Raw genomic sequence first — 11,012 nt, forward strand, 5'->3', positions numbered from 1 at the left:
GGCCGCCGACGGTGCCGCGCCGCGACACTGGGCGCCACGACTGAAAGGACCTTGTCATGGCGAGCGTGATCGAACATTTTGCGGCGGACCACCGTGCTTGCGACGACGTCTTCGCTCGTGCCGAGCAGGCGATTGCGCAGCGCGCACAAACTCAGGCCGCGGACGCCTTCGCGCGCTTCCATCTGCTGCTCGATGCACACTTTCGCGCCGAAGAGGACGTGATCTTTCCGGCCTTCGAGGCCGCCACCGGCATGTCGGCCGGCCCCAGCGCGGTGATGCGCAGCGAGCATGGCGAGATGCTCGGGCTGTGCGAGGATGTACGTCGCCTGATCATGGCGGGCGATTTCGACGAGGCGGGCAGCCTTGCCGACACGCTGTTCTCGATCATGCAAGCCCACAACATGAAGGAGGAGCAGATCCTCTACCCGATGTGCGACCAGGTGCTCAGCGCCCATCCGCAAGTCGTGGCCGATGCGATCGCCCGCCTTGGAACGCCGGAGATTCCACAATGAACGCCCCTCGCATCGTCGACGCACGCGGCCTTGAACCGCCGCAACCCCTGCACCTGATCCTCGAAGCGCTCGACACGCTGCCGCGAGGCGAAGAGGCGGTGCTGCTGCTCTACCGCGAACCGGTGCCGCTGTACGGCATCCTCAAGCAGAACGGATTCACTCACCGCACCGAGTTTGGTGAAGACGGCACGGTGTCGATCCACATTCGCCACGCCTGAGCCACCATGCTGGAAGTGCGCGACGCACCGCCGCTGTCGGTACCGCTGCGCTTCTTCGTCGGAGCGCCGCTGTTCGGCATTGCCGGCGCGCTGCTGCTGCTGATCCACCCCGACACGGTGCTCGCCAGCCGCTGGCACCCGCACGCGGTGGCGGCGCTGCATTGCTTCACGGCAGGGTTGATGTTGCAGGCGATGCTCGGCGCGCTGTTCCAGGTGCTGCCGGTGGCGGCCGGCAGCATGGTGCCGCGGCCGCGCCTGCTCGCCGCGGTGGTGCACCCGGCCAGCGTGATCGGCGCGGTGCTGCTGATCACCGGTTTCATGTTGCCCGGCCGTCACCTCACCGGCATCGGTGCCGCGCTGCTGGCGGCGGCGTGCGGCGTGTTCGTCGTCGCGATTGCGCCCGGGCTGCTGCGCGCTACCGCACGCGACCCTGCGCGCCGCCTGATGCGCGTGGCGGTGGCGGGGCTCGCGATGGCCATCGCGCTCGGCTTTGCCCTCGCACACCAGCTCGAACACGGCGCCGGCTCGCACTTCGTCACGCTGGTCAATCTGCATGCGCTGTGGGCACTGGCGGGCTGGGCCTTGCCGCTGGTGGCCGGCGTCGCGGTGCTGGTGGTGCCGATGTTCTACATCACGCCACCGTATCCGGTCACGGCGCTGTCACTGGCGGCTGCAGCACTGCCGGTGCTGCTGGGCACGATCAGCGCGGCGGCGCTGGTCGGTGCCATCGATCTGGCGCGATGGCTCGGGCTCGGCATTGCCGCGTTCGCGCTGGGTTTTGCCCTGCTGACGCTGCGGTTGTTCCAGCAGCGGCGCCGTACCCGTAGCGATGCCGCCGGCAGCGGCTGGCGCAGTGCGATGGCGGCGCTGGTGATCGCCGCGCTGTTGCTTGCGGTGGCCTTGTTCGGCGGCGACGGCTGGCTGTCGGAGCGCGCGGCGATGGCGCTCGGGGTGGTGCTGGCGATCGGTGTGTTCAGCGGCGTAATCGGCGCGATGCTGTTGAAGATCCTGCCCTTCCTCGCGACGCTGCATCTTGCCGCGCTCGGGCTGGGTGCGAGGCTTGAGGCACCGCCGGGCGAGCGCCGCTTGCGCTGGCAGGCCTACCTGCAGCTCGCCGCGGTGTGTGCGCTTGGGGTGGCGGTGCTGTGGCCTGCGTTGGCGCGCATTGCCGGGGCCTGCCTGTTGCTGGCGCAGTTGAGCTTTGCCGGCAACGTCTGGGGCTTTGCGCTGGCCTTCCGCCGTACCCGCCTCAAGCGCGCGAAGGCGGCTGCTCAGCCTTCGTAAGCGTTGAGCTTTGCGACGTCATGAATCGTGATGTGCTTGCCGTTTACCGAGATCAGCTTCGATTCGGACAGCGCGTGCAGGATGCGCGAGAAGGTCTCGGGCGTCAGGTTCAGACGCGAGGCGAGCACCTGCTTGCTGGTTTCCAGATCGATCTCGGCGGTGTTGCCGTCCGCTTCGTCCGCGTTGCGCAGCAGGTAGCCGATCAGCCGCTGGGTGGATGAACGCAGCGAGTAGGATTCGACGTCCTGCACCAGCGTGTGCAGCCGCATCGAAAGGCCGGCGAGCATGCGGCGCGCGAAGCTGCCGTTGCGCTCGATCAGCGAGAAGATCGGGTCGCCCGGAATGTGCAGCAGCAGCGTGTCGGACAAGGCTTGCGCGAATACCGGGTAGGGCCGGCCCATGAACATCACCGCTTCGCCAAAGCTCTGCTGCGGGCCGAGGATCTCGATCACCTTCTCGTGGCCGGATTGCGCCGCGAAGCCCAGCTTCACCTGGCCGTAGACGACCACATAGAAGCCATCGGCGGCATCCCCCTGCTGGAACAGCAGCTTGCCTTTCTCCAGCCTCACTTCCACGGTGTTGGCGGCCAGCGTGGCAATGGTTTCCGGTTCGACCTGGGCGAACAGCGGCAGGCGGGAAAGCAGTCCGTTGATATCGGCCTTGCGACGGGTTTCCATGTGAATTGGGATCACGGTGCGGGAAAGGCAGAATACTAGCGCACCACCTCACCGAAAACAGGAAGCTTTCTCGATGTCATCGCCCACCCGCGACCGCTTCGGCGGCGTGCTGTTGATCCTGCTCGCCGCGGCGTGTTTCGGTCTGATGCCCTTGTTCAGCGCGTACGGCTGGCGCGAGGGCCTGCGCCCGGCGGACTTGCTGACGCTGCGTTTTGCGCTGGCGGCGCTGATCCTGTGGGGCATCGTCGCCGCGCGTGGCCTCGGCGTGCCGCGCGGGCGCGCCTTGTGGGTGCTGGCCGGCATGGGGGCGCTGGGCTATGCCGGACTTGCGCTGTGCTACTTCACCGCGCTGACGCTGGCGCCTGCGGTGGTAGTGGCGCTGCTGCTGTACTTGTACCCGGCTTTCGTCACCGTGCTGGCCTGGCTGCTGCACGGCGAACGGCCGGATCGCCGCCGCCTGCTCGCGCTGAGCTGTGCGCTGTGCGGCTGCGCGCTGACGATCGGCTACGCGAGCGGCGCGAAGCCCTTGGGCGTAGCGCTTGGCGTGGCTTCCGGCCTGATGTACGCGCTCTACACGCTGGCCGGGCGACGCGTGCCGCATGGCGTGCCAGCGCTGGCACAGGCCGCGGTGGTCAGCAGTGCAGCCTGCCTCGCGATGGCGCTGCTGACGCTGCCGGAAGGTTTGCGCTGGCCGCACACAGTGCAGGGCTGGGCGGGCGTCGTCGCGCTGGCGCTGGTGTCCACCGTGCTCGGTGTCAGCAGCTTTCTCGCCGGCTTGCGCCGCCTTGGCCCGACCCGCGCGGCGACCTTGTCGACCTTCGAACCGGTTGTTACGGCGTTGGCCGGCGTGGCTTTTCTCGGCCAGCCGCTGGGGCCCGGCACGCTGGTTGGCGGCGCACTGATCCTCGTGGCGGGCGTGCTGGTGGTACGCGAATAGCGCGTGCGGCGGCGATCCCGCTCAAGCATTGGCCGGCGCGGCCGAAAATACCGGTAGAGGGTTTGCCGGAGTCGCACCATGCGTATCGCTGTTTTCTGCCTGTCACTGCTGGGCCTTGCCGCGACATCGAGCGCGCTGGCGGCGGACTGGCTGCATGTTGCGCGCGAAAAGGGGCGCAGCGTCGATCTCGATCGCGCCAGCGTGCTGGATTCGGACGCCGGCACCAAGGTGGCCTGGGGCCGGGTGGTGCTCACCGATGAAGAGGTGGAAGCGGCCGGCTACAAGACGATCAAGGCGCTCAACCGCTACGACTGCCGCAGCCAGACCTTCCTTACCGTCAAGCGGGTGTATCTCGACCGTGCGGGCCTGACGATCCGCGAAGAGCCGGCCGCGACGCAGAAACCGATCGCGATCCAGCCCGGCACGCTGGACGACCGCTTCTTCAAGGAAGTCTGCAAACCGGCATCCCTGCAGCAACTGGCCAAAATCGCCGAAGCGGCGGAAGCGCGTGCGCGCAGCCAGATGGCGCCGGCGCCCCGGATCACTGCGCCGAGCGCGCCGGTGCAACATGCCGACCTGCAGATGGTGAAGGAAGAAGCGCATCCCGAACCGCCCGCAGAAAAACCAATCACCGGCGGCAAGCCGCTGATCCAGTTGCCGCCCAAGCCGGCACCGAAAGCGGCCGAGCCGGCGCACGCCGAGGCGGCACCGCCGCCTCCGCCAACGATGGCGCCACGCTACTACCGCCCGCCGCCGCGGCGCCCGGCACCACCGCCAGCAAGCCATGACGCGCCACCGGTTCAGATGGCGGCGCCGGCGATGAATCCGCATGCGCACTGGAGCTACGAGGGCGAGACCGGGCCGCAGAACTGGGGCCGCATGAAGCCCGAATTCGCAACCTGTGCGAGCGGCGCCCGCCAGTCGCCGATCGATGTCCGCGACGGCATCAAGGTTGATCTCGAACCGATCAAGGTCGACTACAAGCCGAGTTATTTCCGCATCGTCGACAACGGCCACACGATCCAGGTCACCGTCGGGCCAGGGCTCAACATCACGGTGATGGGCAAGACCTACGAGCTGCAGCAGTTCCACTTCCACCGCCCGGCGGAGGAGCGGATCGACGGCCGCGCCTTCGACATGGTGGTGCATCTGGTGCACAAGGATCTGGACGGCAAGCTTGCGGTGATCGCGGTGCTGCTCGATCGCGGCACTGCGCATCCGGTGATCCAGACGCTGTGGAACAACCTGCCGCTGGAAAAGAACGAGTCCTACCAGCCTGCCGTGGCGATCAACCCGGCGGATCTGCTGCCGGTCGACCGCGGCTACATCACCTACATGGGTTCATTGACGACGCCACCCTGCACCGAAGGCGTGCTGTGGATGGTGATGAAGCAACCGGTGCAGGTGTCGCCGGAGCAGATCGCGATCTTCTCGCGCTTCTACCGCAACAACGCGCGGCCGATTCAACAGGCGGGCGATCGCATCATCAAGGAATCGCGCTGAGGCGCGCTGCCACCGAAATAAGCCCGCGAGTGCGGGCTTTTTTTCGCGGCGTTAGCTGGCGCTGCGCAGATTGAAGTGGGGAAACAGCGGCGCAATACGAGCGACCAGCTCGTCTGGCAGGGCAGCGTCGCGCGCCAACCACGCTTGCTCGCAGCCCTCGGCGCGGAAGGCCTGCAGCGCGAAGTTCTCAACGCCGAGGTGCGCGCTGAGCTGCGCTACGCGCTGGGCTGCGGCTGGTGACACCAGCGCGCCGTGATAGGTGAGCCGGAATTCGTGCGCAACCTCGGATGTGGCGACGGCGCTGGCTGAAGCCCAGGCACGACTGCCGCTGCCCGAGACGCCAGTAACCGTTTGGTATTCGCCGGGGTCGGTCTTCAGATCGAAGCCCACCCAGTCGAGCAGCGGAAGCAAGGCTTGCAGCCGTTCCGGGTAGGCGCCGCCGGTGTGCAGCCCCACCGCGAGGCCGAGCTGCCGAACCCGCGCAATGGCGTCCGGCAGCGCACGGTCTGCGGTGGGTTCGCCGCCCGAGAACACCACGCCGTCGATGAAACCGCGCCGACGCACGAGCTGGGCCTCAACGTCGTCCCACGCGATTGGCGCGGGGCCGGTGCGCGTCTGTAGTTCCGGGTTGTGACAGTAGCCGCAGCGCCACGGGCAGCCGCGCAGGAACACCACGGCCGCGAGCTTGCCGGGCCAATCGACGGTGGAAAACGGATTGAAACCGCCGACCTGGATACTTTGCTGCCAGGGCGGGCGGGGGAGGTCGTCGTGCGAAGTCATCGGTTTCGGATGCGCCTGCCGCGGAGCGGGGGCCAGAGTCTAGTTGGCCGCCCGCATCGGCGTATCGCTCAGACCTTGCCGCAGCAGGCCGTTTCGCGGAAGTACTGGCGCTCGTAGAACTCGCCCTGCTTGCCGCGGTTGAAGGACGCGACCGGGCGGTGATAGCCCATCACGCGTGTCCAGATCTCACAGGGCTGGCGCTCGCTGTCATCGAGTTCGGGGTGGCTGGCAAAACGTTCGGTACGGGTTTCATGAATCATCGGTCGCTCCTCGGGTGTGGGCTCAAGACGGTGTGTTTCAGTGCATCGCCGACGCGACGCGCTTCTTCGCCAGCAGCTCGTCATCGCACTTGGGGCAGAACTTGTGTTCGCCGGCGATGTAGCCGTGCTTGGGGCAGATCGAGAAGGTCGGCGAGATGGTGATGTAGGGCACGCGGAAGCGTTCGAGAGAGCGGCGCACCAGTTGTTTGCAGGCCTCGGCGGAGTCGATGCGTTCGCCCAGATACAGGTGCAGCACGGTGCCGCCGGTGTACTTCGACTGCATCGCCTCCTGGCGCTCCAGTGCTTCGAAGGGGTCGCCGGTAAAGCCGACCGGCAGCTGCGTCGAGTTGGTGTAGTACGGGTGGTCCTCGGTGCCGGCCTGCAGGATCTCGGGCCAGCGCTTGCGATCCTCCTTAGCGAAGCGGTAGGTCGTGCCCTCGGCGGGCGTCGCTTCCAGGTTGTAGAGGTGCCCGGTCTCTTCCTGGATCTGGCTCATGCGTGTGCGCAGGTGGTCGAGCAGTTTCAAGGCCAGCGCTTCGCCCGCCGGCGTGGTGATGTCCTCGGCGTTGTCGCTGAAGTTGCGGATCATCTCGTTCACGCCATTGATGCCGATGGTCGAGAAGTGATTGCGCAGCGTGCCCAGATAGCGGCGGGTGTAGGGGAAGAGGCCGTCGTCCATGTGGCGCTGGATCACCTTGCGCTTGATCTCGAGGCTGGTGCGCGCGAGTTCGACCAATTCGTCGACGCGTGCGAAAAGCGCCGCTTCGTCGCCGCGGTGCAGGTAGCCCAAGCGTGCGCAGTTGATCGTCACTACGCCGAGCGAGCCGGTCTGTTCGGCCGAGCCAAAAAGCCCGTTGCCACGTTTCAGGAGTTCGCGCAGATCGAGCTGCAGGCGGCAGCACATCGAACGCACCATGTTCGGCTTCAGCTCGCTGTTCACGAAGTTCTGGAAATAGGGCAGGCCGTATTTGGCCGTCATCTCGAACAGCGGCACGCAGTTGGCGTGATCCCAGTCGAATTCCGGCGTGATGTTGTAGGTCGGTATCGGGAAGGTGAAGGCGCGGCCCTTCGCGTCGCCTTCCATCATCACGTCGATGAAGGCGCGGTTGATCAGGTCCATCTCGGCCTGCAGATCGCCGTAGGCGAAGGGCATCTCCTCGCCGGCAATGTAGGGAATCTGCTCCTTCAGGTCGTCCGGGCAGACCCAATCGAAAGTCAGGTTCGTGAAGGGCGTCTGCGTGCCCCAGCGCGAGGGCACGTTGAGGTTATAGACCAGCTCCTGCATCGACTGGCGCACTTCGTCGTAGCCCAGCGCGTCGCGGCGCACATAGGCGGCGAGGTAGGTGTCGAAGGAACTGAAGGCCTGCGCGCCGGCCCATTCGTTCTGCAGCGTGCCGAAGAAGTTCACGATCTGCCCCACCGCGCTGCGCAGGTGTTTGGGCGGCGTCGATTCGACCTTGCCCGGCACGCCGTTGAGCCCTTCCTGCAGCAGCGTGCGCAGCGACCAGCCCGCGCAGTAGCCGGCCAGCATGTCCAGATCGTGGATGTGCACATCGCCCTGCTTGTGCGCTTCGCCGACTTCGGGCGGATAGACATGGTTGAGCCAGTAGTTGGCGATCACCTTGCCCGAGACATTGAGGATCAGCCCGCCCAGCGAGTAGCCCTGGTTGGCGTTGGCGCGCACCCGCCAGTCGCTTTGCGACAGGTATTCGTTGATCGAACCGATTGCGTCCACCACTGCACGGCGGTCGGTGCGCAGCTTGGCGCGTTGCTCGCGGTAGACGATGTAGGCGCGCGCCGTGGCGAACCAATCCGCCGCCACCAGCACCTGCTCGACGATGTCCTGGATCGCTTCGATCGTCGGCGTCTCACCATGGAAGCGATGCGCGATCACCTTGCCCACGGTGGCCGTCAGCCGCGCTGCTTCGCCGGCCTCGAATTCGCCCGATGCGGCGCCGGCGGCAACGATGGCTTTGCGGATTTTCGCGACGTCGAAGGGTAGCGTCCGCCCGTCGCGCTTGAGGACTTGCGCCGGCAATGCGCCGAGAAGCGGCTGCGATGCGGGTAACAGGGTGCTCATGTTGATGCACTACCTATAGTGTTGTTTTGCGGTGTGTCGCACTATAGGTCGTATGCGTCGAGGAGGAAACCCGTCGTCGCCCGAAATGACGTCAGCACTTGATGGCGGTCAATCGGCGCGTTTTCCCGGCTTGCGGGGCGACGTCATACGGTTGCATGCGGTGCGCATGAGGTGGTGGGGCGTCCGTGATCTGCGGCGGTCGTTGAGGCGGGCAGAGGCCCCTCCCGCGCGGGTGCTGCCCGACCCTGGCCGCGATTCACTTGCACACACCAGCATCGCGTGCGCGCCATGCTCTAATTCGTTCATGGATACCTCGCCCGCTCCGTCGATCTGGAAGACCCTGCTGACCCGCAAGATGCTGATCTGCATCGTGCTCGGCTTCAGTTCCGGTCTGCCGCTGTTCCTGCTCTTCAATCTGGTGCCCGCGTGGCTGAAGACAGAAGGGCTTTCGCTGAAGGCCATCGGCGCCTTTGCGCTGGTTCAGTTCCCCTACACCTGGAAATTCCTCTGGGCGCCATTCGCCGACCGCTTCGGCGTGCCGGGTCTGGGCCGGCGACGCGGCTGGATGTTGCTGTCGCAGCTCGCCTTGATCGGCGCAGTCGTGGCGCTAGGTTCGCTCAATCCGGTGGCGAATCTGACGGCGGTCGTCGCGTTGGCGGCGCTGGTCGCCTTCCTGTCCGCGACGCAGGACATCGCGATCGATGCCTACCGTCGCGAGCTGCTGGCCGAGTCGGAACTGGGCTTCGGCAACGCGGTGTTCGTCAACGCCTACAAGATCGCCGGCCTTGTGCCTGGCTCGCTGTCGCTGTTCCTGGCCGACCATCTGCCGTGGTTCGAGGTCTTCGCGATCACCGCCGCCTTCCTGATCCCCGGCGCATTGCTTTCGCTCGTGGTGAGCGAACCGGCAGCGGCGCGCTCCGCCCCGCGGACCTTGCGCGACGCCGTGGTCGAACCCTTCCATGACTTCATGCAGCGGCATGGCTGGCGCAGCGCGGTACTGGTGCTGGGTTTCATCTTCTTCTACAAGCTTGGCGACTCACTCGCCACGGCGCTCGCGACGCCGTTCTATCTGGAGATGGGCTTCACCAAGACGGATATCGGCATCGTCGCGAAGAACGCGGGCCTGTGGTGCAGCGTGGCGGGAGGGCTGCTCGGCGGCGTATGGATGATCCGGCTTGGCATCAACCGCGCGCTGTGGGTGTTCGGTGTGGCGCAGGCGGTTGCGATTCTCGGTTTCGCCTGGCTCGCATGGCTTGGCCCGGGCCCGGGCGACATTGCGGCGCTACTGTCGCAGCCGGATTTCTCGTCGCCCATGCTGTGGCAGCACCCTGCGGGGGTGCATGTGCTGCAACTGGGGCTGGTGATCGGCGCCGAGGCCTTTGGCGTTGGCTTGGGCACCACCGCCTTCGTCGCGTTCATCGCCCGCACCACCAACCCCGCCTACGCGGCAACGCAGTTCGCGCTGTTCACCAGTCTGATGGCGGTGCCGCGAACGGTGATCAACGCCTTTGCCGGCGTGTTGGTGGAGCAGCTCGGCTGGGTCGGGTTTTTCGCTTTGTGCTTTGCGTTGGCACTGCCCGGCATGTGGCTGCTGCTTCGAGTCGCGCCTTGGCGGGAATCGCAGCCCGAAGCGGGCCGCGCTTGATTGAAAACGGCGGCCCGCGGGCCGCCGTTTTGTTTCGAGGGCGCGATCAGCCCTGGCGAACGTGAAAGTGCTGTTCCGGCACCGGGTAGCCCGCGGCGCCGCAGGTATCGCGGATCGCCTTGTTGGTGTCGAAGTACACTTGCCAGTAGTGGTCGGTGTGGCAGAACGGCCGCACCGCCAGCACCGGGCCCATCGGCGTGAAGTCCAGCACTTCGACGGTCGGTGTCGGTTCCTTGACGACGTTGGGGATGTTGGCGAGCGCGGCTTTCAGGCGTGTGATCGCGTCGTTTACATCGACGGCGTGGTTGAGCTGCGCGGTGCGCTCGACGCGGCGATACGGGTTGGTCGAGAAGTTCTGGATCGTGTCGCCAAAGATCTTGTTGTTGCCAACAATCGTCAGCACGTTGTCGGGCGTATTGATCGCGGAGGCGAAGAGGCCGACCTCCATCACGGTGCCCTCGATCCCCCCGACTTTCACATAGTCGCCCACCTTGAAGGGGCGCAGCACGACGAGGAAGGCGCCCGCCGCGAAGTTGGCGAGCAGCCCGGCCCAGGCGGCACCGATCGCGATGCCCATGGCCGCGACCAGGGCTGCGAAGGAGGTCGTCTCGACACCGAAGTAGCCGAGGATTGCCACCACCAGCACGATATTCAGCGCCACGCTGACGATGTTGCCGATGTAGCGCAACAGCGTCGGGTCGACGTGCTGGCGGGTCATCGCGGCCGAGATGCCGCGCACCGCGAGGCCGATCAGCCAGCGGCCGATGATCCAGACTGCGACTGCGCCGAGAATCTTGAGGCCAAAGGTCGTGAGCTGGGTGCTCACGGTATCGATGATGTTCTGGAAGTTCATCCTGTGCTCCTGGGTTGCGGTGGGGTACGGCGCCAAGCGGCCGAACGGGGCCGGCTGCCTGGTAAGCATAGTCCTGGTTCCGGGGGCTGTGCAGGCCTGTCGTACCCCGCGGCTTGGGCAGGTTTGGGCGCATGGCGCTACAGTCCGCCGGCGGGCGGACGTTAAACAAGGGTGTGGCGGGGTCGCGTGGGCAGGGTGCGCGACGATCACTACGGGGCATTGAGCCATCCGGGGGGGGGGGGGGGGGTTGAGGTTTATCGGTC

At 66.3% G+C, this 11,012-nt stretch carries 11 protein-coding genes; 6 read left to right on the forward strand and 5 right to left on the reverse strand.

Features of this window, described 5'->3' with window-relative positions:
* Positions 1-56: 56 nt before the first annotated feature.
* The 3 genes from ACE3P0_RS14310 to ACE3P0_RS14320 are packed head-to-tail and all read left to right on the forward strand — an operon-like array spanning position 57 to position 2,014.
* Complete coding sequence (locus ACE3P0_RS14310; protein ID WP_374403366.1) at positions 57-512, forward strand: hemerythrin domain-containing protein; 456 nt, start codon at positions 57-59, stop codon at positions 510-512.
* Positions 509-730: a DUF2249 domain-containing protein gene (locus ACE3P0_RS14315; protein WP_374403367.1), complete on the forward strand. Its 222-nt coding sequence runs from the start codon at positions 509-511 to the stop codon at positions 728-730. The genes ACE3P0_RS14310 and ACE3P0_RS14315 overlap by 4 nt, the downstream gene beginning before the upstream one ends.
* A 6-nt stretch (positions 731-736) precedes the next feature.
* Entirely contained in the window at positions 737-2,014 is a 1,278-nt protein-coding gene (locus ACE3P0_RS14320; RefSeq protein WP_374403369.1) for a hypothetical protein, read from the forward strand.
* On the opposite strand, the gene ACE3P0_RS14325 is transcribed toward ACE3P0_RS14320, so the two are convergent.
* Positions 2,002-2,691, reverse strand: a complete 690-nt coding sequence (locus ACE3P0_RS14325) for a Crp/Fnr family transcriptional regulator (protein WP_374403370.1) — start codon at positions 2,689-2,691, stop codon at positions 2,002-2,004. The two genes, ACE3P0_RS14320 and ACE3P0_RS14325, sit on opposite strands and share 13 nt — an antisense overlap.
* Positions 2,692-2,764: 73 nt before the next feature.
* Here ACE3P0_RS14325 and ACE3P0_RS14330 point away from each other — a divergent pair, with 73 nt between their 5' ends.
* Together ACE3P0_RS14330 and ACE3P0_RS14335 are read left to right on the forward strand one after the other, a co-directional pair.
* Positions 2,765-3,628 (forward strand): DMT family transporter, encoded by an 864-nt coding sequence (locus tag ACE3P0_RS14330; protein ID WP_374403373.1) that lies wholly within the window; start codon positions 2,765-2,767, stop codon positions 3,626-3,628.
* Between the two features lie 78 nt (positions 3,629-3,706).
* Complete coding sequence (locus ACE3P0_RS14335) at positions 3,707-5,131, forward strand: carbonic anhydrase (protein ID WP_374403374.1); 1,425 nt, start codon at positions 3,707-3,709, stop codon at positions 5,129-5,131.
* Positions 5,132-5,182: 51 nt separating this feature from the next.
* On the opposite strand, the gene ACE3P0_RS14340 is transcribed toward ACE3P0_RS14335, so the two are convergent.
* From ACE3P0_RS14340 to ACE3P0_RS14350, 3 genes are all read right to left on the reverse strand, one after another.
* On the reverse strand, positions 5,183-5,911 hold the full coding sequence (locus ACE3P0_RS14340; protein ID WP_374403375.1) for an anaerobic ribonucleoside-triphosphate reductase activating protein: 729 nt from the start codon (positions 5,909-5,911) through the stop codon (positions 5,183-5,185).
* A gap of 68 nt (positions 5,912-5,979) precedes the next feature.
* Positions 5,980-6,171, reverse strand: coding sequence for an anaerobic ribonucleoside-triphosphate reductase (gene nrdD, locus ACE3P0_RS14345; RefSeq protein ID WP_183636134.1), 192 nt, complete (start codon positions 6,169-6,171; stop codon positions 5,980-5,982).
* Between the two features lie 37 nt (positions 6,172-6,208).
* Positions 6,209-8,251: a ribonucleoside triphosphate reductase gene (locus ACE3P0_RS14350; protein WP_374403376.1), complete on the reverse strand. Its 2,043-nt coding sequence runs from the start codon at positions 8,249-8,251 to the stop codon at positions 6,209-6,211.
* A gap of 304 nt (positions 8,252-8,555) precedes the next feature.
* On the opposite strand from ACE3P0_RS14350, the gene ACE3P0_RS14355 reads away from it, so the two are divergent.
* On the forward strand, positions 8,556-9,896 hold the full coding sequence (locus ACE3P0_RS14355) for an AmpG family muropeptide MFS transporter (RefSeq protein ID WP_374403377.1): 1,341 nt from the start codon (positions 8,556-8,558) through the stop codon (positions 9,894-9,896).
* Between the two features lie 46 nt (positions 9,897-9,942).
* Here ACE3P0_RS14355 and ACE3P0_RS14360 read toward each other — a convergent pair whose 3' ends face one another.
* Positions 9,943-10,749, reverse strand: coding sequence for a mechanosensitive ion channel family protein (locus ACE3P0_RS14360; RefSeq protein ID WP_374403378.1), 807 nt, complete (start codon positions 10,747-10,749; stop codon positions 9,943-9,945).
* Positions 10,750-11,012: the final 263 nt, after the last annotated feature.

Origin of the sequence: Niveibacterium sp. (assembly GCF_041909475.1) — a bacterium.
In the GTDB taxonomy this organism is placed as follows: domain Bacteria; phylum Pseudomonadota; class Gammaproteobacteria; order Burkholderiales; family Rhodocyclaceae; genus Niveibacterium.

Coding starts and splice junctions, on each gene's coding strand:
- ACE3P0_RS14315 (WP_374403367.1), top strand. CDS start 509: ATGAACGCCCCTCGCATCGTCGACGCACGCGGCCTTGAACCGCCGCAA.
- nrdD (WP_183636134.1), bottom strand. CDS start 6,171: ATGATTCATGAAACCCGTACCGAACGTTTTGCCAGCCACCCCGAACTC.
- ACE3P0_RS14325 (WP_374403370.1), bottom strand. CDS start 2,691: ATGGAAACCCGTCGCAAGGCCGATATCAACGGACTGCTTTCCCGCCTG.
- ACE3P0_RS14310 (WP_374403366.1), top strand. CDS start 57: ATGGCGAGCGTGATCGAACATTTTGCGGCGGACCACCGTGCTTGCGAC.
- ACE3P0_RS14355 (WP_374403377.1), top strand. CDS start 8,556: ATGGATACCTCGCCCGCTCCGTCGATCTGGAAGACCCTGCTGACCCGC.
- ACE3P0_RS14335 (WP_374403374.1), top strand. CDS start 3,707: ATGCGTATCGCTGTTTTCTGCCTGTCACTGCTGGGCCTTGCCGCGACA.
- ACE3P0_RS14350 (WP_374403376.1), bottom strand. CDS start 8,251: ATGAGCACCCTGTTACCCGCATCGCAGCCGCTTCTCGGCGCATTGCCG.
- ACE3P0_RS14320 (WP_374403369.1), top strand. CDS start 737: ATGCTGGAAGTGCGCGACGCACCGCCGCTGTCGGTACCGCTGCGCTTC.
- ACE3P0_RS14340 (WP_374403375.1), bottom strand. CDS start 5,911: ATGACTTCGCACGACGACCTCCCCCGCCCGCCCTGGCAGCAAAGTATC.
- ACE3P0_RS14330 (WP_374403373.1), top strand. CDS start 2,765: ATGTCATCGCCCACCCGCGACCGCTTCGGCGGCGTGCTGTTGATCCTG.
- ACE3P0_RS14360 (WP_374403378.1), bottom strand. CDS start 10,749: ATGAACTTCCAGAACATCATCGATACCGTGAGCACCCAGCTCACGACC.